Origin of the sequence: Polaromonas sp. AET17H-212, from assembly GCF_002379085.1 — a bacterium.
In the GTDB taxonomy this organism is placed as follows: Bacteria; Pseudomonadota; Gammaproteobacteria; order Burkholderiales; family Burkholderiaceae_C; genus Polaromonas.
This window is the reverse complement of the sequence record NZ_NBZW01000018.1, coordinates 17,904-42,976: the sequence shown is the minus strand read 5'-3', so window position 1 is coordinate 42,976 and position 25,073 is coordinate 17,904. Positions and strand designations below refer to the sequence as shown.

The 25,073-nt window shown below is 66.1% G+C and carries 27 protein-coding genes and 1 pseudogene; 10 read left to right on the top strand and 18 right to left on the bottom strand.

What is annotated here, in order from left to right; genetic code table 11:
• The first annotated feature begins 87 nt into the window (after window positions 1-87).
• On the top strand, window positions 88-960 hold the full coding sequence (locus B7G53_RS14565; protein ID WP_096668912.1) for a fumarylacetoacetate hydrolase family protein: 873 nt from the start codon (window positions 88-90) through the stop codon (window positions 958-960).
• A gap of 19 nt (window positions 961-979) precedes the next feature.
• Here the strand turns inward: B7G53_RS14565 and B7G53_RS14560 are convergent, their stop codons facing one another.
• The 9 genes from B7G53_RS14560 to B7G53_RS14520 form a co-directional block, all read right to left on the bottom strand.
• A complete protein-coding gene (locus B7G53_RS14560) occupies window positions 980-1,609 on the bottom strand; it encodes an alternative oxidase (protein WP_096668910.1) in 630 nt (209 codons plus the stop codon).
• 91 nt (window positions 1,610-1,700) lie between these two features.
• Window positions 1,701-2,546, bottom strand: coding sequence for a PA4780 family RIO1-like protein kinase (locus B7G53_RS14555; protein ID WP_096668908.1), 846 nt, complete (start codon window positions 2,544-2,546; stop codon window positions 1,701-1,703).
• Window positions 2,547-2,583: 37 nt separating this feature from the next.
• Window positions 2,584-3,774: an NnrS family protein gene (locus B7G53_RS14550; RefSeq protein WP_096668906.1), complete on the bottom strand. Its 1,191-nt coding sequence runs from the start codon at window positions 3,772-3,774 to the stop codon at window positions 2,584-2,586.
• A complete protein-coding gene (locus B7G53_RS14545; protein WP_369680285.1) occupies window positions 3,771-4,937 on the bottom strand; it encodes a hypothetical protein in 1,167 nt (388 codons plus the stop codon). The genes B7G53_RS14550 and B7G53_RS14545 overlap by 4 nt, the downstream gene beginning before the upstream one ends.
• Window positions 4,934-5,272, bottom strand: coding sequence for a metal-sulfur cluster assembly factor (locus B7G53_RS14540; protein WP_096668904.1), 339 nt, complete (start codon window positions 5,270-5,272; stop codon window positions 4,934-4,936). The genes B7G53_RS14545 and B7G53_RS14540 overlap by 4 nt, the downstream gene beginning before the upstream one ends.
• A gap of 20 nt (window positions 5,273-5,292) precedes the next feature.
• Window positions 5,293-5,763, bottom strand: a complete 471-nt coding sequence (locus B7G53_RS14535) for an Rrf2 family transcriptional regulator (protein ID WP_096668902.1) — start codon at window positions 5,761-5,763, stop codon at window positions 5,293-5,295.
• A 17-nt stretch (window positions 5,764-5,780) separates the two neighbouring features.
• Window positions 5,781-6,032, bottom strand: a complete 252-nt coding sequence (locus B7G53_RS14530; RefSeq protein ID WP_096668900.1) for a DUF2249 domain-containing protein — start codon at window positions 6,030-6,032, stop codon at window positions 5,781-5,783.
• 67 nt (window positions 6,033-6,099) lie between these two features.
• Window positions 6,100-8,376: a nitric-oxide reductase large subunit gene (locus B7G53_RS14525; protein WP_096668898.1), complete on the bottom strand. Its 2,277-nt coding sequence runs from the start codon at window positions 8,374-8,376 to the stop codon at window positions 6,100-6,102.
• 31 nt (window positions 8,377-8,407) lie between these two features.
• Entirely contained in the window at window positions 8,408-8,704 is a 297-nt protein-coding gene (locus tag B7G53_RS14520; protein ID WP_096668896.1) for a DUF2249 domain-containing protein, read from the bottom strand.
• Between the two features lie 293 nt (window positions 8,705-8,997).
• Here B7G53_RS14520 and ubiU point away from each other — a divergent pair, with 293 nt between their 5' ends.
• Genes ubiU through B7G53_RS14480 form a run of 8 tightly spaced genes read left to right on the top strand, consistent with a single transcriptional unit; the run spans window position 8,998 to window position 15,995 of the window.
• Window positions 8,998-10,047, top strand: a complete 1,050-nt coding sequence (gene ubiU, locus B7G53_RS14515; RefSeq protein ID WP_096668894.1) for a ubiquinone anaerobic biosynthesis protein UbiU — start codon at window positions 8,998-9,000, stop codon at window positions 10,045-10,047.
• 14 nt (window positions 10,048-10,061) lie between these two features.
• Window positions 10,062-10,964, top strand: a complete 903-nt coding sequence (locus tag B7G53_RS14510; RefSeq protein WP_096668991.1) for a U32 family peptidase — start codon at window positions 10,062-10,064, stop codon at window positions 10,962-10,964.
• A 12-nt stretch (window positions 10,965-10,976) separates the two neighbouring features.
• Entirely contained in the window at window positions 10,977-11,594 is a 618-nt protein-coding gene (gene trhA / locus B7G53_RS14505) for a PAQR family membrane homeostasis protein TrhA (protein ID WP_096668892.1), read from the top strand.
• Between the two features lie 14 nt (window positions 11,595-11,608).
• A complete protein-coding gene (gene ubiT / locus B7G53_RS14500) occupies window positions 11,609-12,133 on the top strand; it encodes a ubiquinone anaerobic biosynthesis accessory factor UbiT (RefSeq protein ID WP_096668891.1) in 525 nt (174 codons plus the stop codon).
• Complete coding sequence (locus tag B7G53_RS14495) at window positions 12,126-12,560, top strand: putative zinc-binding protein (protein WP_096668889.1); 435 nt, start codon at window positions 12,126-12,128, stop codon at window positions 12,558-12,560. The genes ubiT and B7G53_RS14495 overlap by 8 nt, the downstream gene beginning before the upstream one ends.
• The gene (locus B7G53_RS14490; RefSeq protein WP_096668887.1) at window positions 12,547-13,155 is read left to right on the top strand and encodes a UbiX family flavin prenyltransferase; all 609 of its coding nucleotides are present in this window, start codon (window positions 12,547-12,549) and stop codon (window positions 13,153-13,155) included. Before B7G53_RS14495 ends, B7G53_RS14490 begins: the two co-directional genes overlap by 14 nt.
• Window positions 13,156-13,158: 3 nt before the next feature.
• A complete protein-coding gene (gene ubiD, locus B7G53_RS14485) occupies window positions 13,159-14,643 on the top strand; it encodes a 4-hydroxy-3-polyprenylbenzoate decarboxylase (protein WP_096668885.1) in 1,485 nt (494 codons plus the stop codon).
• A 56-nt stretch (window positions 14,644-14,699) separates the two neighbouring features.
• Window positions 14,700-15,995, top strand: a complete 1,296-nt coding sequence (locus B7G53_RS14480; protein WP_096668882.1) for an acyl-CoA dehydrogenase family protein — start codon at window positions 14,700-14,702, stop codon at window positions 15,993-15,995.
• 17 nt (window positions 15,996-16,012) lie between these two features.
• On the opposite strand, the pseudogene B7G53_RS14475 reads toward B7G53_RS14480, so the two are convergent.
• The 6 genes and pseudogenes from B7G53_RS14475 to B7G53_RS14450 form a co-directional block, all read right to left on the bottom strand.
• A pseudogene (locus B7G53_RS14475) lies at window positions 16,013-17,384 on the bottom strand (MATE family efflux transporter).
• 19 nt (window positions 17,385-17,403) lie between these two features.
• Window positions 17,404-17,937 (bottom strand): GNAT family N-acetyltransferase, encoded by a 534-nt coding sequence (locus B7G53_RS14470; RefSeq protein WP_096668880.1) that lies wholly within the window; start codon window positions 17,935-17,937, stop codon window positions 17,404-17,406.
• Between the two features lie 33 nt (window positions 17,938-17,970).
• Entirely contained in the window at window positions 17,971-19,020 is a 1,050-nt protein-coding gene (locus tag B7G53_RS14465; protein WP_096668878.1) for a serine/threonine protein kinase, read from the bottom strand.
• Window positions 19,021-19,132: 112 nt separating this feature from the next.
• The gene (locus tag B7G53_RS14460; RefSeq protein WP_096668876.1) at window positions 19,133-20,218 is read right to left on the bottom strand and encodes a DUF2855 family protein; all 1,086 of its coding nucleotides are present in this window, start codon (window positions 20,216-20,218) and stop codon (window positions 19,133-19,135) included.
• A 67-nt stretch (window positions 20,219-20,285) separates the two neighbouring features.
• Complete coding sequence (locus tag B7G53_RS14455; RefSeq protein ID WP_096668874.1) at window positions 20,286-20,705, bottom strand: organic hydroperoxide resistance protein; 420 nt, start codon at window positions 20,703-20,705, stop codon at window positions 20,286-20,288.
• A 65-nt stretch (window positions 20,706-20,770) separates the two neighbouring features.
• The gene (locus B7G53_RS14450) at window positions 20,771-21,220 is read right to left on the bottom strand and encodes a MarR family winged helix-turn-helix transcriptional regulator (RefSeq protein WP_096668872.1); all 450 of its coding nucleotides are present in this window, start codon (window positions 21,218-21,220) and stop codon (window positions 20,771-20,773) included.
• A 115-nt stretch (window positions 21,221-21,335) separates the two neighbouring features.
• Between B7G53_RS14450 and B7G53_RS14445 the strand changes: the two genes are divergently transcribed.
• Window positions 21,336-22,277 (top strand): class I SAM-dependent methyltransferase, encoded by a 942-nt coding sequence (locus B7G53_RS14445; RefSeq protein ID WP_096668870.1) that lies wholly within the window; start codon window positions 21,336-21,338, stop codon window positions 22,275-22,277.
• A gap of 108 nt (window positions 22,278-22,385) precedes the next feature.
• On the opposite strand, the gene B7G53_RS14440 is transcribed toward B7G53_RS14445, so the two are convergent.
• The 3 genes from B7G53_RS14440 to B7G53_RS14430 form a co-directional block, all read right to left on the bottom strand.
• The gene (locus tag B7G53_RS14440; protein WP_096668868.1) at window positions 22,386-23,210 is read right to left on the bottom strand and encodes an ABC transporter permease; all 825 of its coding nucleotides are present in this window, start codon (window positions 23,208-23,210) and stop codon (window positions 22,386-22,388) included.
• Window positions 23,210-24,163: an ATP-binding cassette domain-containing protein gene (locus B7G53_RS14435; protein WP_096668866.1), complete on the bottom strand. Its 954-nt coding sequence runs from the start codon at window positions 24,161-24,163 to the stop codon at window positions 23,210-23,212. The genes B7G53_RS14440 and B7G53_RS14435 overlap by 1 nt, the downstream gene beginning before the upstream one ends.
• 71 nt (window positions 24,164-24,234) lie before the next feature.
• Window positions 24,235-25,062 carry a siderophore-interacting protein gene (locus B7G53_RS14430; RefSeq protein ID WP_255250019.1) on the bottom strand — a complete coding sequence of 276 codons (828 nt, stop codon included), beginning with the start codon at window positions 25,060-25,062 and terminating at the stop codon, window positions 24,235-24,237.
• Window positions 25,063-25,073 lie beyond the last annotated feature (11 nt).

Below are 25,073 nucleotides of genomic sequence, written 5' to 3'. Positions count from 1 at the left end.
CAATCCCTAGGAGTCTGTCCCCAGGCTCCTGCTTCCGCAACCGCCGCGGCACCTTCCTGCCGGGCAAAAACAAAGAGAGACAGCGCCATGAAAATTGTTGCCTACCGCCTCAATGGCCGGTCCGGTGTGGGTCTGGTGTCCGCCGACCTCCAGCACGTCCAGCCCTTTGATCTGCCCGAAGCGCAGAGCGACCTGGGGGCGCAGGCGCTGATCGAGATGCAGGCGCGTGGCGACACCCTGCCGGCCCTGTTGCCCGCCCTCGCCCTCCATGAGGTGCAGATCGTCGCCCCGCTGCCCAGGCCGCGCCGGAATATTTTCTGTGTCGGGAAAAACTACTTTGCGCACGCGAAAGAGTTTGCCGGCAGCGGCTTTGACAGCAGCGCCAAATCGGGCGGTGACATTCCTGCCGACCCCATCATCTTCACCAAGGTGCCGGAATCCGTGGTCGGTCCCGGCGCCGCCATCGAGATGCCGGCGGTTTCCATGGCGATCGATTACGAGGCCGAACTGGCCGTCATCATCGGACGCGGCGGCAAGGGCATTGCCGCGAAAGACGCGATGGCCCATGTCTGGGGCTACACCATCCTCAACGACATCACTGCGCGCGACTGGCAAGGCCGTCACCAGCAATGGCACATGGGCAAATCGTTCGACACCTTCTGCCCCATGGGTCCGTGGCTGGTGAGTGCCGACGAACTGGACGGTACCAAAACCGGGGTGCGCTGCTATGTCAATGGCGAGGAACGCCAGAACGCCTCAACCGCGGACCTGATCTTTGACATTCCCAAACTGATCGAAACCCTCTCGGCCGGCATCACGCTCTACCCCGGTGACGTGATCGCCACCGGCACGCCGGTCGGTGTCGGTATTGGCTTCAAGCCGCCGAAGTACCTCCAGGCCGGTGATGTGGTGCGGGTGGAAATCGACGGGATCGGCAGCCTGGAAAACCCGGTGCGCTGACACGCCCGGAGAACCCTTCTCAGCCGGCGGCGCGCTGCTGCGCACCGCCGCCATGCAGCGCATTGGCAAAACCGTGGTTCACGTCGCGGTGCCCCGCCTCGTCTTCCCGCACGGCCAGCACCACGTCCCGCAAGGTTGCGTCGGCGGGCAGCTTCCAGTAGTCCTTGGCAATCTGCGGGGCCGCCACATTGGCATGGGCGCCCGAGTCGATCAGCGCCAGGTAGTGGGTGTAGCTGGTGTAGGCCTCTTCCTCAAAGTACCCGACCACCCGGTGCGCCACGCCCGGGGCGATCAGGTACAGCAGGAAGTAGGCGTTGTAGAAGAACCCCTGTACCAGGATGACCAGCCCGCGCTCAAACCAGTTGGGCTGCGCGATTTTGATGAAGGTCATCAGGTGCATGCGCTCGTTCTCGGCCTCGTCCATCAGCGTGCGTATCCAGCCCTTGTCGTCCTCGATGCGGCGCAGGCAGCGCAGGTGCGTCAGCGTGGCCCCCACCATGCCGGGAACTGCGGCGACGGTTTCCAGCACGATGGCGCGGTGGCCGTAGCGCTTGGCAAAAAACAGGTCGGCAAAAAAGCGCAGGAAGCGGACAAAGGCGTAGGCAAAGCGGTCGCCAAAGGTGCGGGGTGTGTAGTGAGGATTGTTCATGGGGGCCTTCGCATGCACGGGATGTGCAGCCTTGCGGACCACCGTACACCAAAGGCGTGCGCCTGTCTGTCGGGCAGCAGGCCGCGTGTGCCTACAGGGCCTGCATGCGCAGGCGGCGTGCCGCTTCCTCGGCCCGCGCATCGTCGATCTCGCCCATCACGGCGCGCATGTCCACCGGTCCGAGCTGGTGCGCGAAACGCCCGGTGAGCACCGTATCGGGCCGCAACACGCCGCGCTGGTACAGGTCCCAGATCTCATGGCCGTAGGCGGTGGCCAGCAGGTCGGGCGCGAAACGGCCGAAAAAGCCGCGCAGGTTGGCGACATCGCGCAGCAGCATGCGGCTGGCGTGGTTGTTGCCGGCAGCATCGACGGCCTGCGGCAGGTCGATGATGACGGGCCCGTCCGCGGCCAGCAGCACATTGAACTCGGACAGGTCGCCGTGCACGACGCCGGCACACAACATGCGCACCACCTCCGTGAGCAGCGTGGCATGGTGCAGGCGTGCCTGCTCCGGCGTGAACTCCACATCGTTCAGGCGCGGCGCCGCGTCGCCATGTTCGTCGGTCACCAGCTCCATCAGCAGCACGCCGTCGCAGAAGTTGTGCGGTGTGGGCACGCGCACACCGGCGGCGGCCAGGCGGTACAGTGCGTCGACTTCGGCGCTTTGCCAGGCCGCCTCGGCTGCCTGCCGGCCAAAGCGGGTCCCCTTGGCCATCGCACGCGCCTGGCGCGTGTTCTTGACCTTGCGGTTTTCGGTGTAGTCCACCGCCTGCCGGAAGCTGCGCTGGTCGGCTTCCTTGTAAATCTTGGCGCAGCGCGTGTCGTCACCACAGCGCACGACGTAGACCATGGCTTCCTTGCCGCTCATCAACTGCCGCACCACGGTGTCGATCAGGCCTTCTTCGATCAATGACTGCAGTCGCTTGGGTGGTTTCATGGCCCCATTTTGCGCCCGGCGGGTAAAGTGCCCGCGGTCAGCCGGCCTGTCCGTCAATACGCGGCCGTGTCAGCACCGGCCAGTAGCGCACGGCATAGAGCGCGAAGCCGGCAGACCACAGTGCGGCCGATCCCAACGTGGCCTCGATGATCCAGGCCGGGGCAGCGAGCGGCACGAACACGCGGACCAGCGCCGCGAGCAGGACAAGGACATAACAGGCCACATCGCTGCGGTCGGCCCGCAAGGGCCGGCCAGTGTGGCCGCGTGCGGTACGCGTCATCATGCCGATGATGAGGCCGCCGATGGCACCCACCGTCAGCGCATGCGTGGCCAGCGAAGGGGCCACCCATCCCGCCGCTGCCAGGGCGCGCAGCACGAGATGCACCGGGATCCAGAAGTAGGCGACCTGCAATACCCAGACCAGCGGCGCGCGCCCTGTCTTCCAGGGGCGCCACAGGCTCCAGCGGGCAAGGTGGGCAAGCGCGCATGCGCCAGCCACGGCGGCCAGCCACACGCCGTGCAGTTGCACGGCGTCGGCCAGCAGCAGCACCAGCACGCTGCCCAGCGCGGCTTTCTCCAGCAGGGGCAGGCGCGTGGCATTGGCGCCCGGGACACCGTTGTTGGTGAACATGGGAATCACCCGGCCGCCCATCACGGCCATGATGAACAGCATGATATCGAGGGCAAGCTGGATGCCGACCCAGCCTGGAAGCTGCATGACGCCGAGTTGGGCCAGGTGAATGCCGAGCACGGCTACCGACATCAGCAGCAACAGACCGACAAAAAAGTAGTTGCGGCGATTGCGCGCGGCGATGAAGGGAATCGCCAGCGCGATGGCGGCCGCGAGCGGGAATGCGACATTGGCCAGTAGCGCGGCCCAGCCGAAAGGCGTGAGTACCAGGACCCGGCCCGCGACCCACAGGGCGGCCAGCGCGGCCAGGGGCCAGCCGGTGGGGGTCGGCCGGTTCGACCAGTTGCGCCCGGCCGTGAACAGGAAACCGACGACCACGGCCAGTGCAAAGCCGAACAGCATCTCGTGGGCGTGCCACATCGGCCCCTGCAGGTAGGGCAGGCCCAGCCAGCCGGAAAATTGCAACGCCCACAGCCCAATTGACAGGGCGGCGAAGGTGCTGGCCAGCAGGTAAAACGGACGAAAGCCGAGGTCCCAGAGCGCCCAGCCGGCGGGGGCCGGCGAAGGGCGGGGAGGTTCTGCGATGAGGGGAGTCATGGGTCGGTCTTTTGGTGGGGCAGGGCGTCGGGCCCGCCATGATGGATACGCCAGGCTATCGCGGCGCCGGCGATGGTGGCCGCAAACAGCGCTATCGCGGCAGCATTGAGGGCGGCGCCGGTGCTGCGCAGCGGGTCACCTGCCATCCCGGCGACCAGGCGCAGCAGCAGGGAGAGGTGCAACACGGTAAGCGGCACGTAGAAAAAGGCGCCGAACTGCAGCTTGATGCGCGCAATGGCCGGCAGGATCACCGGTGCATGGCCCATCATCATGCTGACGATGAAGCCCAGGCCGAGGGCATGCAGTGCGGCGTCGCGCAGCGGCAGGCCCAGGGCGGTGCCCGCCCACGCAACCCCGGCCACCGCCAGCCAGGCGTAGCCGCCGAGCAGGCAAACCGCCATATAACGGCTGAGGCCGTGCGCCCGGACGGTGTGGCGGGCGATGTCGAAGACCGCCAGCCACAGCGCCAGCAGGGTCAGCGCTGCGCCGTACAGCAGCCCGCCGGCAACCGGCGCCAGGGCCGACCAGGCCGCGCCCGCGAGCAGCGCCACCAGCACGGCCTGCAGCGACAGCTCCGCGGCGGGGCGCCGGCGCATCAGCCGCGTCATTTCCAGGCGCTCGGCGGCGATGGTCATCACGAGAAAGGCGAACCACCAGGGCAGCGTCGCAATGCTGCCTTGGCCCGTGGCGAACAGCAGGTTGCCGGCCAGCCACGCGCCCGCGGCGACCAGCAGCAGCCAGGTGTGGGCGGCGCGCTGGCGCCGCACGATCACAATGTTGACCGCGGTGAAGATGGCCGCAGCGGCCACGCCCAGCCACGCGCCCGGCCCGGGCTGACCCAGCAGCAGGAGCGCGCCCCCTGCACCCGAGGCCAGCGGTGCCAGGAAAGCGGCGCGCAGCTTGACGGCCACGGCCCGTTCGATGCCGATCACGGTGCCGAGAAAACCGCAGATCATCAGCGCCGCATGGGCCAGCGCGGCCTGGCCAGGCCAGAGGGCATCCGGCAGGGCGGGAAGGACGACGCCCACGCGCAGCAGGCCGCCTGCAATGCCGGCCAGCAGCGACAGCGCGACCCCTGCCAGCAGCAGCGGCCGCACGGCCAGGGTGATCCACCGCGGCGTCGTCTGGCGTTGCGCTTGCCTGGGTCGGCGCGATGTGTTCACCACTGCATGAAGCGCCTGGCGCGCTCGCTCATCCGGTCGGCGGACCAGGGCGGCTCCCACACCAGTTCAACTTCAATCAGCAAGTCCGGCGGCGCCACGCGGTCCAGTTCGGTCTCGACCTCGTCGATGATGAGATCGGCGACCGGGCATGCGGCGGATGTCATGGTCAGCCGGACATGCAGTTTCTCGTCGGTTACGGTGACGCCATAGATGAGCCCGACATCAACGATGCTCATGGCGACCTCCGGGTCGACCACCCGCGTCAGTGCCGCCACCAGGGGCTGGCGCAGTGCCTCAGGGCCTTCGTAGGGAAAGGGCGCTTTGGGCTCAGTCATGGCAGCTTAGGTATCAGCGCTCAGACGGCGCGTTTTGCCGCCGGCGTGGGCGCGGTCCTGTCGATAAACAGCACCTTGGCCAGCGCCTGGCGGTTCTGGACCAGGTCGGCCAGGGTGTAGCGGTCCAGCACGGCATAGAAGGCCTCGACCGCTTCACCGAGCACACCCCGCAGCCGGCAGATGCGTGTGATCGCGCAGTGGTTGGCCTCATCAGAAAAACATTCGGCCACCACCGCCGCGCCCTCGGTCTGGCGCACCACCGCGCCGACACCGACCAGTTCGGGCGGCATGGCCAGTTCGAGCCCGCCGCCCTTGCCGCGCACATTGGCCAGCCAGCCGCTTTTACCGAGCAGGTGCACCACCTTGGTCAGATGGTTTTCCGACACGTCGAAAGAGGCCGCGATTTCGGCAATCGTGGCGCGTTTCTGGGGCTGCGCGGCCAGGTAGATCAGCACACGCAAGCTGTAGTCGGTAAAGGCGGTGAGTTTCATGGGGTGAATGTAAGGCCTCAGCCGCGTACCTGGAAGTCGATCACGATTTCCCCCGGTTCGCGCCGGACATAGGCGATGCCCAGTTTTTCGCCGAAGGCCTGCTGCAGTTGGCCCAGCAGCGGCAGGGGGTCGTGGTCGTTGACGAAACGCATGGTTTCCCCGGGGTGCAGGCTTTCCAGGGCGCCGAAGATGGCCGCGTGGCGGAAACGTTTGGCAACACCGCGGGCGTCGAAGGGGTGGACGTTGGGGAGGGGCTGGATCTCGCTCATGATGAAAACTCCAATGAAAAAATCGGGAAAGGACGCAAGGCCGGCACGGCCGGCCTTGCGAGAGAGCTCAGAGACCGGCCACCGCCTTGGCTGTGATGGCGCTGGCGGGCTGAACCGCGGGGCGCCGCAACAGGCGCACGGCATACCAGGCCAGCAGGACCGCGCCGATGGCGAACAGGATGTCGCCGGGTACCCGCATCCAGACCAGGGTTTCCATCACGGGGGAGTGGATGATTTCCGGCGAGCGGGCGTACCACAGTCCTTTGCTCACGCTGGCCCAGGCCTGGTAGATGCCGGCCGGCAACAGCGACAGGAAGACCATCATCGCCAGGCCGATGTTCAGGCTCCAGAAGGCCGGCTTGAGGATGTTGTCGGCATGCAGGTGGCGCGCATACAGGCCGCGCAGGCAGAACAGCATCAGGCCGATGCCGAGCATGCCGTAGACACCAAACAGGGCGGCGTGGCCATGGGCTGCGGTCATGTTCAGGCCCTGCACATAGTAAAGCGAGGCCGGCGGGTTGATGGCAAAGCCGAGCAGGCCGGCGCCGACGGTGTTCCAGAAGCCGACCGCGACAAAACACATGACAGGCCATTTGTAGGCAGCCAGCCAGGGCAGGGCCTGGGAGCGCCGGTAGGTCTGCAGGGCTTCCAGGCCGATCAGCGTCAGGGGCACGACTTCCAGCGCGGAGAACACCGCACCGACGGCGATCACCGAGGTGGGCGTGCCGGTGAAATACAGGTGATGCAGCGTGCCCAGGATGCCGCCGAACAGGAACACGATGGTCTCGGCGATGATGGCGCGGTTGGCGCTTTCGGTGCGAACCAGTCCCAGCTTGGTGAAGATCAGCGCAACCACGGCGGTGGCGAACACCTCGAAGAACCCCTCCACCCACAGGTGGACCAGCCACCAGCGCCAGTACTCGACCATCGAGTAGTGCGTGTTCTGGCCCCAGGTCAGCGAGGTCGCGTAGAAGCCGCCTATGCAGGTGGCCGACAGGAAGACCATGGCGATCAGGCCGCGGGTTTCCGACGGTTTTTTCAGTGCCGGCCAGAGGGCGCGGCCGAGCAGAAACACCCAGAACAGCAGACCCACGAACAGCAGGATTTGCCAGACACGGCCCATGCTGGTGAATTCCAGCCCCTGGTTGCCGACCCAGAAGCTGAAGTCCACGCCGCGGTGCTGCAGCGTGCCCAGCCAGCCGGTCACGGTCGAGCCGACCACGATGGCTATCAGCGCCCAGAACAGAACGTCCACGCCGAGCTTTTGCAGCTTGGGTTCCCGCCCCGACAGCAGGGGGGCGATGTAGAGACCGGTGGCCAGCCAGGCGGTGGCGATCCAGAAGATGCCGACCTGGGTGTGCACCGTGCGGCTCACGACATAAGGCAACACCTGGGCCAGCGGCAGGCCAAAGAAGGACTGGCCTTCGACGGCGTAGTGCGCTGTGACCACACCCATGGCGATCTGCAGCAGCATGAGGCCGACCACGGCAAAGAAGTACTTGCGCGTGGCCTTCATCGAGGGGGTGGCGACCGCGCCCAGCAGAGGATCGGCCTTGGGCGGCAGGGCCTCCGGCTCATGGCGCTGGCTGCCGTGCAGCCACAACATGGCGGCAATGGCACCGAGCAGCAGGACGATGCTGACCATCGACCAGATCGCGGCCGAGTCGGTCATCTTGTTGCCCACCAGGGGCTCATGCGGCCAGTTGCTGGTGTAAGACAGGTTTTCCTCGCCGGGCCGGTCGGTGGTCGCGGCCCAGGACGTCCAGAAGAAGAAGGCTGCGAGGGCCTGGCGATCTGCCGCATCCGGCAGCAGGTTGCCCGTCATCGCGTACTGGTCACGCAGCTTGTCCAGCAGCACGTCGCTGCCGAACAGGGCGTTGTAGTGACCCGCCACTTCGCGGATCGCCTGTGCACGGTCGCGTGACACGGTGACAGTTTCGCTGGTGGGGTCGTAGGTGTTGCGCCGCATTTCCTCCTTCAGCGCAGCATCGACCGCGCCGCGGTCGGACGCTGTGATGGCTGACGGATCCTTGCGCAAGGCCTGCGTATGGATGGTCTGGAGCGCCGTTGCTTCCCGGTGCAGCCAGTCGGCCGACCAGTCCGGCGCCAGATAGGCGCCGTGGCCCCAGACGCTGCCTTGTTGCTGGCCGCCGCTGGCCAGCCAGACCTGCTGGCCTTTCTGGACCTGCTCGCCGGTGAAAAGAAGCTCGCCCGAGGTGGTGACGACGGCCTTGGGGATGGGCGGGGCTGTCAGGTAGATCTGCACGCCGAGGTAACCCAGGGCCCCAAACGACAGGACAAAGATGAAGCCGAGCCAGCGCCACAGCATGTTGTTGTTTTTCATCGCGTATTCCTTCTGGTTTCTGTAAAGGGGATCAGGCGCCGCCGCAGGAGCCGCAGCACTGCCCGTCGCTGTGAGCCGGCTTCAGCCGGGTAATGGCCACGCGCCAGGTATCAGGGCCCTGTTCCAGGTAGGTCCAGCCGAATTTGCCCGGCATTTCTGCCTGGAACTGGTGACGCAGCGGTTGTGGATCGTGGTCGTTGATCAATTCCAGGGTCTGACCGGCGCCAAGCTGGCCAAATGTCCGGAAGATGGCCGGGTGCCGTTCGCGGGGAAGAATCGTCCGGATATCGAGCGTGAACGCTGCGGAAGACGTGGAAGAGTGGTTCATGGGGACTCCATTCAGTAAAACAGAAATCAGTAAAATTTATAAGATGCATAAATAATACATCTATTGAGATTGAAAAAGTTCATTCCCCTATTGATCCAGGTCAATTGCACTTTTGGTAGCTGCCTTGTGAGCCGCAAGGAGGCAGGTTGTTCAAGAAATTTCATGCAACGGGTCTGTTTTGCGGTCCGGCGTTTGGACCAACTGTTGACGGGGATCAGAAAGTTTTGCGTCCGTTCGGCGTAAGGTCGCAGCTTGCAATGGCTCTGTTCCGGGGCCTGCCTGATTCCAAATGCATGACTTCTTCTGCTTCCCTTCCTGAGACCCTGCAACCGCCATCAGCCCCGCCAGAGCTGGTTTGTCCAGCTGGCAGCCTTCCGGCCCTGAAAGCCGCGGTGGACAACGGGGCCAATTGCGTGTACCTGGGTTTGCGCGATGCAACCAATGCACGCAACTTTGCCGGCCTCAATTTCGACGAGGCCGCGATTGCCGCGGGCATTCGTTATGCCCACGAGCGCGGCTGCAAGGTTTTCATGGCGCTCAACACCTATCCGCAGGCCGCCAACCCCGGTCCCTGGCGCGCGGCGCTGGACCAGGCGGTGGACTTGGGGGTGGATGCCGTGATCCTGGCCGACCCCGGCCTCATGCAATATGCCGCCTCGCGTTATCCGGCGCTGCGCCTGCACCTGTCGGTGCAAGGCTCGGCCACCAATTACGAGGCGATCAACTTCTACCGTGAGCAGTTCGGCGTCGTTCGCGCGGTGTTGCCGCGTGTGTTGTCGCTCGAGCAGGTGCGGCAGGTGATTGACAAGACGCCGGTGGAGATCGAGGTGTTCGGTTTTGGCAGCCTGTGTGTGATGGTGGAGGGGCGCTGCGCGCTGTCGTCCTATGTGACGGGCGAGTCACCCAACACGCACGGCGTGTGTTCGCCGGCCAAGTCCGTGCGCTGGCAGGAAACGCCGCAGGGCCTGGAATCGCGGCTGGGCGGTGTGTTGATCGACCGTTATGCCAGCGGGGAAAACGCCGGCTACCCCACGCTGTGCAAGGGGCGCTTCGACGTGGGTGATGACGAGAGTTATTACGCCATCGAGGAGCCCGCCAGCCTGAACACGCTCGAACTTCTGCCCCAGCTCATGAAGATGGGTGTACGCGCCATCAAGATCGAGGGCCGCCAGCGCAGCCTTGCTTATGTGGCGCAGGTGACGCGTGTCTGGCGCGAGGCCATCGACCATTGCGTTGCCAACCCGCATCGCTACGCACCGAAAACCAGCTGGATGGCCAGCCTCGACCAGGTGGCCGAAGGCCAGCAGCACACGCTGGGCGCTTACCACCGGCCCTGGAAATGATGGAAAACCGCACCATGAAAATCGCCCTGGGCCCGCTGCTGTATTACTGGCAGAGGGAGACTGTCTTCAATTTTTACGACACGGTCGCTGTCACGCCGGTGGACGTGGTCTACCTCGGCGAGACCGTGTGTTCGCGGCGTCATGAGTTGCGCCTGGCCGACTGGCTGGACATCGCGGCCCGCCTGCGTGCTGCCGGCAAGGAGGTGGTGCTGTCGACCCAGGTGCTGCTGGAGTCGGGCAGCGACGTCGGCACCATGCACAGGATCACGGCCAATGGCGATTTCCGGGTCGAGGCCAACGACATGGGCGCCGTCCACCGCCTGGCCGGCAAGCTGCCGTTTGTGGCCGGCCCGCACCTCAACCTGTACAACCCGGCTTCGCTGCAATGGATGGCCTCGCTGGGCGCCAGCCGCTGGGTCATGCCGCTGGAGATGAAGCAGGGTGATCTGGCGCTGCTGCAGCAGGACCGCCCGCCAGGTCTGGAGACCGAGGTGTTTGCCTACGGGCGCATGCCGCTGGCCTACTCGGCGCGCTGCTTTACCGCGCGGCAGCGCAACCTGCCCAAGGACGACTGCCGCTTCAGTTGCCTCGACCACCCGGACGGTCTGATGCTCAGGACCCGCGAGAGCGAGGAGTTCCTGGTGCTCAACGGCACACAGACCCAGTCGGCCCGCGTCTACAACCTGGTCGATGCGCTGGAGGACATGCGTGCCGCGGGCGTGGACGTGATTCGCCTGAGTCCGCAGGCGCAGCACATGGCAGAGGTGATCGCCCTGTTCGATGCAGCACGCAGGCAGGTGCTGACGCCGCAGGAGGCGCTGGCGCGCATGCAGCCCCTCATGCCGGAGAAGGGCTGCAATGGCTACTGGCACGGCCGCCCCGGCCTGGAGCAGGTGGCATCCGCGGTGGCGGGCTGAGGGCTGACAACGATGTACCACGGTGAACGTTTCAACAGCATCAGCCACCTCGTCGGCGCCGGGCTGGCGGTGGCGGGTGCGGTCGCACTGATCGTGCCCGCCGGCTTCGTGGGCGATCCCTGGAAAATTGTGAGCTTCAGCATCTACGGCGCCATGCTGGTGGCGCTGTACGTCTTTTCCACGCTGTACCACAGCGTACGCGGCCGCGCCAAAAACGTGCTGCGCAAGTTCGACCATTGTTCGATCTACCTGCTGATCGCCGGCAGCTACACGCCCTTCGCGCTCGTGTCGCTGCGCGGCGCCTGGGGCTGGTCCTTGCTGGGCGTGGTGTGGAGCCTGGCCTTGCTGGGCATCGTGCAGGAAATCTGGCTGGCCAAGGGCGCGCGGGTGCTGTCACTGGTCATTTATGTGCTGATGGGCTGGCTGGCGCTGGTGGCGGTGTCGCCCTTGTGGACCGCCCTGACGCCTGCGGGTTTTGCCTGGCTGGCCGCGGGCGGCGCCTGCTACACCCTGGGCATTGGTTTTTATGCCACCGACCACAAGCTGCGCCACGGCCACGGCTGGTGGCACCTGTGTGTGCTGGGCGGCAGCATCTGCCACTTCTTCACCGTGCTGCTGTATGTGGCCTGACTGTCCGGATCCCCATGAAACCCCTTTCCTCATCTCCTTCCCTGGCGTTGCCGCCGGCCCTCGGATCGCTGCTGGAGCGCCTGCCGGCTTACCCCGGCTCGGTGCTGCTGGTGAGTGCGCTCAACCTGGGCCTGGCGCGCCAGTTGCCGGCCGACGTGGGCCGCCTGTTGCTGCACAAAAAGCTGCGCATCCACGTGCGTGACGCGCGTCTGACCTTTGACTTTTCCTGGACCGGGCAGCGCTTCGCCGCCTGCCCCCGGCAGCAGGCCACCGACCTGGCCATCAGTGCCAGCGCCCACGACTTCATGCGCCTGGCGCAGCGCCAGGAAGATCCGGACACGCTTTTTTTCAGCCGCCGCCTCGCGATGGAGGGCGACACCGAACTGGGCCTGGTCGTCAAGAACGCGCTCGATGCCCTGGAGCTGCCGGTGCTCGACCTGCAGCAGTGGGGGCCGCTCCAGTTGCTGGCGCACCTGGGGCCACGGCAGCGGTCGGCCGGTGTTGGCCCGCGTCAGCCTGCAGGCAACCGCCATGACTGAGGATAGGCGCAGTTTGCCGCTGGTCTATTCCTGTTCGGGATGCTCCAGCGCCGCGCAGCTGGCCAACCAGGTGGCGCTGCAGCTGGACCGGCGCGGCGTCGCCGAGATGTCCTGCATTGCCGGGGTGGGTGGCGACGTGCCCCATCTGATGAAAATCGTGCGCTCCGGACGGCCCGTCATCGCGCTCGACGGCTGCCCGCTGGCCTGCGTGAAAAGCGTGCTGGCGCGCCATGGCATCACGGCCGACCGGCATTACCCGCTCCAGCAATACGGTGTCAAAAAGCGCACGCATGAGGACTTCGATCCCGCGCAGGCAGCGCTGGTGCTCGAGCGTGTGGCGGCCGACCTGCTGGCGGTGCCGCTGCGTGCATCCACTCCCGCTGGCGGGGTTGCCGCCAAAGGAGTGGACGCCCATGCCCCCCGGTGACAGCGCGCTATCCCGACGCATCATTGTGGCGATCTCCGGGGCCAGTGGCGCGGTGTATGGCACGCGCCTGTTGCAGGTGCTTCATGCCCTGGCGGGGATCGAGACCCACCTGGTGGTGTCCGACGCGGGCTGGCGCAACCTCGACCAGGAGCAGGGCATGAGCCGCGTCGCCGTCGAAGCCCTGGCCGACCAGGTGCATGACGCGCGCGATGTGGGCGCCTCCATTGCGAGCGGCTCCTTTTTATGCAGTGCCATGGTGGTGGCGCCCTGTTCGATGCGCACGCTGGCTGCCGTGGCGCACGGGCTGGCGGACAACCTCATCACGCGCGCCGCCGACGTGGTGCTCAAGGAGCGCCGGCGCCTGGTGCTGATGGTGCGCGAGTCGCCGCTGCACCTGGGCCATCTGCGCAACATGGTCAGCGCGACCGAAATGGGCGCCATCATCTGCCCGCCCATGCCGGCCTTCTACCAGCGCCCGCAGTCGGTGGCCGAGCTGGTGGACGGCAGCGTGGCGCGTGTGCTGGACCTGCTGGACCTGCCGCACGACCTGGCCCCGCGCTGGGACGGGCGGGCTCTCGCCACGGCCGGGTCCTGAGCCATGCGCTACCGCGACCTGCGCGATTTCATGGCCCAGCTCGAGCTGACCGGCGACCTGCGCCGCGTGGCCGAGCCGGTGTCGCCGCATCTGGAAATGACGGCACTGTGCGACCGCGTCCTGCGTGCCGGGGGCCCGGCCCTCTTGTTCGAACACCCCACCGGACACAACATGCCGGTGCTGGCCAACCTGTTCGGCACACCGGCACGTGTGGCGCGCGCCATGGGTGTCACCGACCTGCGCGCGCTGCGTTCCTTTGGCGAGGTGCTCGCCGCCCTCAAGGAACCCGAAGCACCCAAGGGCCTGAAAGACATGCTCGGTCTGGGCGGGTTGCTCAAGACCTTGTGGCACATGGCGCCGCGTGAATTGCGTTCGGCGCCCTGCCAGGAGGTGGTCTGGGAGGGCCAGGATGTGGACCTGGCGCGCCTGCCGGTGCAGCACTGCTGGCCCGGCGACGTCGCGCCCCTGGTCACCTGGGGCCTGGTCATCACCCAGGGGCCGCACAAGCCACGGCAAAACCTGGGCATTTACCGCCAGCAGGTGCTCTCACGCAACCAGCTCATCATGCGCTGGCTGGCACACCGCGGCGGCGCGCTCGATTTTCGCGACCATGCTGCGGCGAATCCGGGCCAACCCTATCCCGTGGCCGTCGCGCTGGGCGCCGATCCGGCCACCATCCTCGGCGCGGTGACCCCGGTGCCCGACAGCCTGTCCGAGTACCAGTTCGCCGGCCTGCTGCGCGGCGCGCGCACCGACGTCGTGCGCGCGCTGGGCAGCGGCTTGCGCGTGCCGGCCACCGCCGAGATCGTGCTCGAGGGCCACATCTATCCGGATGCCGGCCACCCCAGCGGCTACCAGCATGCGCTCGAAGGACCGTTCGGCGACCACACGGGGTATTACAACGAGCAGGCCTCGTTTCCGGTGTTCACGGTGGACCGCATCACCATGCGGCGCGACCCGATTTACCACTCCACCTACACCGGCAAACCGCCGGACGAGCCTGCCGTGCTCGGCATGGCCCTGAACGAGCTGTTCATTCCCCTGCTGCAAAGGCAGTTTCCCGAAATCACCGACTTTTACCTGCCGCCCGAAGGCTGCAGCTACCGCATGGCGCTGGTGCGCATCAAGAAGGCCTACCCGGGGCATGCACGGCGCGTGATGATGGGCGTGTGGAGCCACCTGCGCCAGTTCATGTACACCAAGTTTGTGGTCGTGGTGGACGATGACGTGGACGTGCGCGACTGGCGCGAGGTGATCTGGGCCCTGACCACCCGCATGGACCCGGCGCGCGACACCCTGCTGATGGAAAACACCCCCATCGACTACCTGGACTTTGCCTCGCCGGTGAGCGGCCTGGGCAGCAAGATGGGACTGGACGCGACGAACAAATGGCCCGGCGAAACCCAGCGCGAATGGGGCCGCCCCATCGCCATGGATGCGGCGGTACAGGCGCGCATGGATGGCCTCTTTCAGTCCCTGGGGCTGTGAAGGGCGGGGTGTCACCTGCGTTCTGACAGGGCCCGGCCCGAATCGCACAATGCCTCATGGACTTCAATCACTCCCCCAGGGCGCTGGCGCTGCGCCAGCAGCTCGAAGCCTTCATGCAGCAGTACCTGCTGCCCTACAACGCGGCCTGGCACCGCTCGGTGCAGGACGGGGTGTATCCACCGCCTTTTCTCGAAGACCTCAAGGCGCTGGCGCGCGAGGCGGGCTTGTGGAACCTGTTTCTGCCGAGCCTGCAGGAGGACGAGCCCGGCACCCGCCTGGGCCACCTTGACTACGCGCCGCTGGCCGAAACCATGGGCCGGCTGCCCTGGGCCGCGGAAGTGTTCAACTGCAGCGCCCCCGACACCGGCAACATGGAACTGCTGCACCGCTTTGCCACGCCCGAGCAGCGCGTGCAGTGGCTGATGCCGCTGCTGGAAGGCCGCATCCGGTCCGCGTTTGCGATGTCCGAGCCGGACGTGGCCTCGTCCGACCCGACCAATCTGCAGACCACCGTGCGGCGCGAGGGCGGGCAACTGGTGCTCAATGGCCGCAAGTGGTTCATCACCGGAGCGGCGCACCCAAGCTGCCGGCTGCTGGTGGTGATGTGCCGCAACGACGAGGCGCCAGGTGAGGGTGACCCGGCCGGGGCGCACCACCGGCACAGCATGGTGCTGGTGCCCATGGACACGCCGGGGCTGCAGGTGCTGCGCAACATTGCCGTGGTGCACCACCATGCGCCCGAAGGGCATTGCGAAATCCTGCTGCGTGACGTGCGCGTGCCGCTGGACCACCTGCTGGGCGGCTGGGGCGAGGGTTTTGCCATGGCGCAAGCACGGCTCGGGCCGGGCCGGGTGCACCACTGCATGCGCACCATCGGCCAGTGCGAGTTGGCACTGGAGCTGGCCACGGAACGCACGCTGGAGCGCCAGGCCTTCGGCAAATACCTTTCTGATTTTTCCAATGTGCAGGAATGGATTGCCGAGTCGCGCATCGAGATCGACCAGGCGCGTCTGCTGATTCTTCATGCAGCCTGGGCTCTTGACGCAGGCAAAGATGATGCTGCACAACTGCGCGCGCGCGTGGCCGCCATCAAGGTGGTGGCTGCGCGGCTGCAGACGCGGGTGGTGGACCGTGCCATGCAGGCCTTCGGTGCCATGGGCCTGTCACCCGATACCCCGCTGGCCTATTTCTGGACCTGGGGCCGCGCCCTGCACCTGATGGACGGACCCGACGAAGTGCACCTGCGCACCGTGGCGCGGCATGAACTGGCGCAGGCGAAAGCGCGTGCGGGCAGCACCGCCGCCTACTTCACCACGCCCGAGCAACTGCAGGCGCCGCCGCGCATCCGGTAGTGCAGTCGGCGGATCGCTCACACCATCTTGAGGAGGGGCTTTTTCTTCCAGACCGCAAAGAAGTAGGCCGTCTGCAGCAGCAGAGCCACGGCGTAGGTGGCCGGGTAGCTCATCCAGATGCCGCGCAGCCCGAAAGTCTGGCTGAACGCCCAGCCCAGTGGAAACAGCAACAGGCCCAGGCAGCCCAGCGAGATGAGCGTGGGCACCAGCACCGTTCCGCTGGCGCGCATGACGGACGTGAACACACTGGCCAGGCCTGAAAATCAGGCTGGCCCACACGGTGATGTGCAGCAGCCCGGCCGCCAGCGTGACGACCGCCGGGTCGGTGATGAACAGCCCGACGATGGTTCGCGCAAACACCAATACCGCCACCGCCAGCCCACCGGTGATGGCGAGGTTCATGCCGAGCCCGACGCGCGTCACGCTGTCGATCTGGTGCAGGCGCCCTGCGCCTATGGCCTGCGCCGCCAGCACCGACGTCGCAATCGCAATGGAAATGGCGGGAAACTGGACATAGGCCATGACCTGGCTGACCGCCCCCCAGGCGGCCGTGGCATGCGAGCCGTAGCCGTTGACTAGGCGCAGCAGGGCGAGGTCCGCCACCGAGCCGGTGATGAAGAACAGGCCGGTGGGAAAGCCCAGCCGGACGACGGGTTTCAGGAATTTCTTTTGAAGACGCACATGCCGCCAAAAATCCCTGTCGGGTGAGAGCGTGCGGCCGCGCCGCTTCAGGTACCAGGCCACCCAGAGCAGGGCCAGCGCCATCGACACCAGCGTGGCCCAGGCACCGCCGGTCACGCCCAGCGCCGGCAGGCCGAACCAGCCCTGGATCAGGGCTGGGGTCAGCATGAGAATGATGCTCGAGGAGACCGCCAGCGACAACAGAGGGGTGACGGTATCGCCCACGCCGCGCAGCGCCGCTGCTGTCAGCATGGAGACAAACATCAGCGGCAAGACAGCCATCATGACCCGGGCATAGGCGATGGCCTGGGGCAGCACATCTGCCGGCGTACCCAGCAGGTGCATGATGGGCTCGGCCAGCAGCAGGCCGCACAACCCGACCACCACGCCGATGAAGAAGCCCGCGCAAAGCACCGTGCCGGCAATGGCGCGCACTTTTTCGACATCCCTGGCGCCCCAGGCCTGGCCGATGAGAACGGACGCGCCTGCCCCCAGGCCGATCACGAAGGAAATGAAAAACAGCAGCAGCGGGAAAAAGCTGGCCACGGCTGCCAGTGCACCGACCCCCAGCAGCTGCCCCACATAAATGTTGTTGAGCGTGCCCGACAGGGCCTGCAGCATGTTGGTCAGCACCAGCGGGCTGAGGAAAACCAGAAAGGTCTTCCAGAGCGGTCGGGCGGGTGCGGATTCCGCTGGGCTTTCCGGCATGGTCAGCGGTCTGCGAAATTCAGTCGCCGAGCAGGCGGTAGAAGTAGGTCGTGTCGCACAGCCCGCCCTGCGGCAGCAACGCATACCCCGGAATCACACCGCAGCGTTGCCAGCCCAGCCGGGCATAAAGCCGCTCGGCGTCGTCGCTGGCGGTGTCCAGCACCAGCAGGGTTTTGCCGCATTCGCGCGCGACCTGCTCGGCGGCCTGCATCAGCGCTTCACCCAGACCCTGGCGCCGCGCCCGGCGGTGCACCAGCATCTTCGCCACGTCGGCGCGGTGCGGTTGGTTCTCGGGCTGGTCCAGCAGCACCTGCACGGTACCCACGATGCCGACAGCATCTTCGGCCACCAGCAGCGCCCGGTCACCCCGGGCTGCGCTGTCCGCGACACCGCGCCAGAAGGCCAGCGCCCTGGCCAGGGGCAGGGGATGCATGAAACTCACGGAGGCGCCGCCTTCCACACAATCGATCAGCAGCCCGGCCAGCGACTGCAACTGGTCGTTGGTGACGGCTTCCAGGCGGTGAATGGCGTGGGCAGAGGATTCGGCGGGCATGGTTTCTCCCGAAAATGGAATTAGAACAAGTGCTTACGCCACCAGCGGCGCTTCCTGCATGGCTTCCGTCTGTTCTTCCAGCATGTCGACCTGGCCTTTCCAGTAGTCGCTGGAGCCGAACCAGGGGAAGTTGATCGGAAAGATCGGGTCATGCCAGCGCTGGGCCAGCCAGGCGCTGTAGTGCACCAGGCGCAGGGTGCGCAGCGGTTCGATCAGCGCCAGCTCGCGGCGGTCGAATTCGCGGAATTCCTCGTAGCCGTCCACCAGCGCGCCGAGCTGCTGCAGGCATTGCGCGCGTTCGCCGGACAGCAGCATCCAGAGGTCCTGCACGGCCGGGCCGCTGCGTGCGTCGTCGAGGTCGACAAAGTGCGGGCCGGCGCCTTCCAGGCCCTCGGGCGTCCACAGGATGTTGCCGGGGTGGCAGTCGCCGTGCAGGCGCAGTGTGCGGACCTCGCCCACGCTTTCAAACACCGCCTGCGCCACCGTCATCGCTTCTTCGAAAGCCTTGAGCCAGCGCGACGCCATGTCCAGCGGCAGGTGGTTGCCGGCCAGCAGCAGGTCGCGGCTGGCAAAACCGAAGGTCTGCAGGGTCAGCGCAGGCCTGTGTTTGAAGGGCTTGGCGCTGCCGACCGTGTGGATGCGCGCGAGAAAGCGGCCTATCCATTCGAGCACGCTGAGGTCCTCCAGCTCGGGCCGCCGCCCGCCGCGGCGCGGCGACACGCTGAAGCTGAAACCGTTGAAGTGGTGCAGGGTGCTGCCACCCAGCGCCAGGGCGCCCACGACCGGAATTTCCGCGGCCATCAGTTCGGCGGCAAATTCATGTTCTTCAAGAATCTGCGCGTCGCTCCAGCGACCGGGCCGGTAGAACTTGACGACCACGATGTCACCCGCTGCAGAGCCCGCGCCCGCCGGCGCTTCCAGGTGGACCTGGTAGACGCGGTTTTCATAACTGGAGAGCGCCATGAGCCGGCCGTCGCCATACAGGCCGACGCTGGCCAGCGCGTCCAGCACCACGTCGGGCGTCAGTTTTTCGTAGGCATGCACGGCATCGGGCATGGGTGCCGCCAGGGGTTGTTCGCTCATGCCTCCATTGTCGGTGCAATCGGAAAAGGCCCCAAAGGTGAAGATAAAAAGTGCCTCTGGCCCTTTGTAGGTGGGCACAAGCAGCTATTAAATCAATAGCGTGTGTGCGAGATCACAGCTTGAGAATATGGCCGATGCGCGGGTCACCCTTGCCGGCCAGCACCTGTTGGTAGGCCGCGGCAACGGCTTCGGGGCCTTGGTGCTGCTGCACCAGCAGCCACGGCGAGTCAGCTTGCGTGGCGCGCCGGCTGAAGGCCTGCCAGGCCTGCACCAGGCGTTGGCCCAGGCCTTCCGCACCCCAGTCGGCACTGCGTTTCTTGATCTGCGCCGGGGCAAAAAACAGCGTGGCGCGCGGCCCCGGCAGATCCCGGGCGCCGCCGAGTTCGGCCACATGGGTGCCGCCTATGGAGCAGCTGTACTTCAGGTTCGCAAAGCGGGTGTGGATGGCCAGGCGCAGCCCGGCGTTGCCGGCAAAGTCCACATAAATGCACGCCGCATCGGCAGAAATCTGGTCCAGCTGGTCATAAGTCAGCACCCGGCTGTAGCCGCCCAGGCTTTCGCAAAAAGCCACATTCGCCGGCGACGTCAGCCCGATGACTTCGATGCCCGGGCGCTGGGCCAGCTGGAAGGCCGTGCCATAGGCGGTCTTGCTCGAGGCACTCGACAGCAGCATGGTCTTGGCGCCGAAGAAATCGTTGTCGGCCAGGAAGTCGTCGATCAGGAAGGAGGTGATGAACAGCGGCCGCAGCAGGGCCTGGATGTCTTCGGTGCCCGGGGTGTAAAACGGGTCGGCACTGCAGCGCAGGTACTGGTTGTAGACCGCATGCAGTTCGCGTCGATGCAGCGCGCCGTCGTGAAAGCCGGAGGTGTTCAGGCGCGCGGGCGTGAGCACGGTGGCCGATGCCATGGGGTAGTAGCCGTACAGCCGCTCGCCCACCGCCACACCTGGATGCAGCGACTGCACCACACTGCCAAAGCCCCAGACCGGAATGGTGCCCCAGCCTTCTTCGCCGGTGGGGAAGAACTGCCAGTAATTCATGGCGTCGCCAAAGGCGGCGTAGGTGATGTTGTTGGACGTCAGCGCAAAGGATTCGACCCGCACGCGAACCTGGCCGTCAGCCAGCGGGGCGTCTTCAGTCGTTTTCAGCCGCGTGCTGGCCAGATCGTTCTTTCGGACAAGAAGGGTGGTGGTGCTCATGCACGCAACATAAGCGAAAAAGCCCGCCGGCTCAACACCGGCGGGCCGCTTTGGCGACAGGACGAAATCAGACCAGTGTGATCGTCACGTCGATGTTGCCGCGGGTGGCGTTCGAGTAGGGGCAGACCTGGTGGGCAGCGTCGACCAGCGCCTGGGCAGCGGCACGGTCCATGCCGGGAAGGCTGATGTCCAGACGGACAGCGATGCCGTAACCGGCCGGGATCTTGCCCAGGTCCACGCTGGCGTCAATGCTCAGGTCGTCTGGCAGCGCGATCTTTTTCATGCCGGCCACCGCCTTCATGGCGCCGATGAAACAGGCAGAGTAACCGGCCGCAAACAGCTGCTCGGGGTTGGTGCCGGTGCCGGCGGTGCCGGGCGAGCTCAGCGTGACGTCCAGGCGGCCGTCGTCGGTCCGGGACTTGCCGTCACGGCCGCCAGTGGTGTGGGCGCGGGCGGTGTAGAGGACTTTTTCGAGTTGGGTGTTCATGGTGAGTTCCTTGGAAAAATGCTTCGGGCGTGAAGCGGGTAAAAAAACGGGAAGGAGTTGACGGTTTATGCGACCAGCCGCTGGCGCAAGGCCTGCACCTGCTGGGTCAGCGCAACCAGTTCGGGAATGGCGCACTGGGCGGCGCTCAGGATGCAGCCCGGGATGCCGGCGGCCCGGCTCTTGAGCTTGCGGCCCGCAGCGGTCAGGGTGATGTGGACGCGGCGCTCGTCCTCCACATCGCGCCGGCGTGACACGAGTCCGGAGGTTTCCAGGCGCTTGAGCAGCGGCGTCAGCGTGCCTGAATCGAGGAACAGGCGCTCGCCGAGTTCGCTCACCGTGAGGCCGTCCTTTTCCCACAGCACCAGCATGGCCAGGTACTGCGGGTAAGTCAGCCCGAGCTCGTCGAGCAGGGGCTTGTACAGCTTGGTCATGGCCAGCGAGGTGGAATACAGCGCAAAACAGAGCTGGTTGTCCAGCAGCAGCATGGCGTCGGTGGGAGCGGATTTGCCTGTCATGGTTGAATTATTGCACACAATTAAATTGTGTGCAAGTTAATTGAAGATCATGCCGCCGCTGATTCCTTGCTGCGGCTTCGGCAGCGCATGGCGCCGCCCACTAAACTGGAGGGCCATGCAACACTCCCCCACCCCACGCGCAGGCAAGCCCGCCCGCCATACGCCGGCCAAAGCCGTCCAGGTCATTGAAGAACTCCGGCCGGGCCAGTCCATCGAGCTGCTCAAGGAGCTGCACATCCTCACGCGCGAGGGCAAGCTCAACCAGGACACGCGGCGCAAGCTCAAGCAGGTCTACCACCTGTACCAGTTCATCGCACCGCTGCTGGAGGAAGTCTCGGCCAAGGGCCGGCCGTTCACCCTGGCCGACCACGGGGCCGGCAAGTCCTACCTTGGCTTCATTCTTTACGACCTGTTTTTCAATGTCGCGCATCCCGGCGAGAAAACGGGCGGACATATCTACGGCATCGAAACCCGTGCCGAGCTCGTTGACAAGTCGCGCGCGCTGGCGCAGCGCCTGGGTTTTGAACGCATGACTTTTCTCAACCTGTCGGTGCAGCAGGCGACCACCTCGGACCAGTTGCCGGCGCAGGTGGACATCGTCACCGCCCTGCATGCCTGCGACACCGCTACCGACGATGCGATTGCCTTCGGCCTGCAGAAAAAGGCGCACCACATGGTGCTGGTGCCCTGCTGCCAGGCCGAGGTGGCCGGCGTGCTGCGCAGAAACAAGGCACTCAGTTTGTCGAAGACGCCGCTCGCCGAACTTTGGCGCCACCCATTGCACACGCGCGAATTCGGCAGCCAGATCACCAATGTGCTGCGCTGCCTGCAGCTCGAAGCCCATGGCTACGATGTCACCGTGACCGAGCTGGTGGGCTGGGAGCATTCGATGAAAAACGAACTCATCATTGCGAGCCGGCCGCCATCGCCCAACGCTGCCAAAACCCGTCAGGCGCAGGCGCGGCTGCGGGAGGTGCTGGCCGAGCTGAACCTCGGTGAACTCACGGCGCGTTTCGCCCTGCCGGCCGGCGGCGAGGCGTCAGCCAGCGCAAGCTGAACAGCGCTGCCAGCGCAAAGATCTGCTATCAATTAAATAGCTGATTGCGCCCGATTGATAAGGGCTGAAGGCCAAAAACGTTCAAGGTTTTTGGGGAAATACGCCATCTCAGGCCTTGAACCGCTTGCGCGTCAGCGCCAGCGCCACCCAGAAACCAACCACGGTGTAGCCCACCAGCACCAGCCCGTGCCGCCAGGGCGACGCCGGCCACTGGTCCATGAACATGGGGCGGATGATCTCCACCGCGTTGGTCAGCGGCAGCAAGTCGGAAATGATGCGCACCAGCGGCGGCAACTGCTCGCGCGGAAAGAAGATGCCGCTCAGGAACATCATGGGCGTCAGCACCAGCGTGAAGTAGTAGGTGAAAAAATCGTAGCTCTTGGCCAGCGCGTTGAAGATCAGCGCAATGCATGAAAACATCATGCCGACCAGCAGCAGGATCGGCCAGGCCAGCAGCAGCTTGGGGCTGTGGCTGATGCCCAGGGCCAGCATCACGCCGAGGATGGCCGTGACGGTGAACAGCGCCTTGAACGCGGCCCAGAGCATTTCGGCCAGCAGCACGCTGTCCAGGCTGATCGGGGCATTCATGATGCCGTCCCAGGTTTTCTGCACATGCATGCGCGAAAACGCGGAATACAGCGCCTCGAAGCTGGCGGCGTTCATGGCGCTCATGCAGATCGAGCCGCTGGCCAGAAACAGGATGTAGGGGACTTTGGCCGCGCCGTCGCCGCCCACGCTGATGTCGCCGACCAGCGCGCCCATGCCGTAACCGAAAGCCACCAGCCACATCAGCGGCTCGGCAATGTTGCCAACCAGGCTGGGAATGGCCAGCTTGCGCCAGACCAGCAGGTTGCGCATGAAGACGGGCCACCAGCGCGCCGACAGGTCCGGCGCGCGCCAAATGGACGGGTTGTTTGAACTGTGGCTGCTCATCACGCATCCTCCCTGATCTGGCGACCGGTCAGCTTGAGAAACAGGTCTTCCAGGTTGGCGGGCCGGTGCAGGGTGCGCAAACTGCCGTGGGCCGCCAGGCGGTCCAGCAGCGGGCGGGCGTCCTGGGTGTAGAAAAACACGGTTTCGCCGCTGACCTCCACCCGCGCGGCCAGCGCGCGCAGCCCGGCATGGTCCGCGGACCGGGCCAGTTCCAGCGCGCCGTTGCCATACACCTCGACCACGTCGGGTTCCAGGTGCTGCGCGATCAGCTCGCGCGGTTTGCCTTCGGCGATCTTCTTGCCGTGGTCCAGCACCAGCAGGCGCGAGCACAGGCGCTCGGCCTCGTCCATGAAGTGGGTGGTCAGCAGAATCGACTTGCCCTGTTGCAGCAGCAGTTGCAGCCGCTCCCACATCAGATGCCGCGCCTGCGGGTCCAGCCCGGTCGTGGGTTCGTCGAGCAGCAGCAGGCGCGGGTCGTTGACGAGGGCGCGCGCCAGGCTCAGGCGCCGCTTCATGCCGCCCGATAGTTCGCCGGGCTTGCTGCCGGCCTTGTGCGACAGCGAGGCAAACTCCAGCAGCGCCGGCACGCGGGCACGCACCTGCGCCGCCTTCATGCCGAAATAGCGGCCATAGACCTGCAGGTTCTCGGCGCAGCTGAAGTCCGGGTCCAGCGTGTCGAACTGGCTGACCACGCCCAGCCTGGCCTTGATCGCCAGTGCGTCGTCGGGCATGCGCAAACCGCGGTCCTCGCCACCCGAAAAATAGCTGATGTCGCCGGCATCCGGCGCCGTCAGGCCCAGGCACATGCGGAGGGTGGTGGTTTTTCCGGCGCCGTTCGGGCCGATCACGCCCAGGCATTCGCCAGGGGCAATCTCGAAGGACAGGTCGTCCACGACCACCGCGCTGCCGTAGTGCTTGGTCAGGCCCCGGATCTGGAGAAGGGGAGGGTTCATGCGGCTATTGTTGCCCACCAGCGATGGGTTATGGCCGCGGAACGGGGCGGCGGCTAACCGGACACCCGGGTTCAGGCGTCGTCGCCGTAGTCGTGATCGGGGTGGTTGACCACGTCCAGTTTCCAGTACCCCCGGGCCACGACCTGGCTGCGGCTCACGCCCCATTCGGTGATCAGCATCTGGCGGATGCGCCGCATCGCTGCGGCCTCGCAGGCCAGGTAAACACGGGTCTCCGGGCCTATCGGCGCAACAGCATGCAGCGCCTTTTCCAGGGCTTGGCCGGCCGCCCGGTGGTCGGTGCCGCGCGCCAGCCAGACCACGTCCAGCTGCGCGGCACTGTGCAGCGGCCGCTGCTCGGCATCGCTGATGACTTCCAGCAGCACCTGCGCGCGGGCGCCGGCGGGCAGGGCCGCCAGAATGGTCTCGACCGCCGGCAGCGCGCTGTCATCCGCGATCAGCAGGTGCTGCGTGGCGGCGGTGTCCAGGGCATAGCCGGGGCCGGGCCCCATCAGGAACAGCACCTGGCCGACGGTGGCCTGCGCCGCCCAGGTCGACGCCGGGCCTTCGCCATGCAGCACAAAATCGACATCGACTTCCAGCGCCTCGGGTCGCACCGCCAGCGGGGTGTAGGTGCGCATGGACACCGCGCGTGGGCCGTCCGGCAAGGGGCGGGTCGGCTCGGTTTGGCCCGGCTCCGGGAAGATCAGTTTGAGATAGCTGGCGGGTCCGGCCGGGGCGAAGCCCTCGAGTTCGGCACCCTTGAGCGTGATGCGGCGCATGGCCGGGCTCAGGACCTCGATGCGGCTGACTTCCACGCGGCGCGGCGGGCGGCGTTTGCGTGCGGGCGCCGGGCTGGACCCTTCGGGCGGGCGTGCGAGAGGCGGAATGGGGTTGGTCAAGAGAGGCTTTC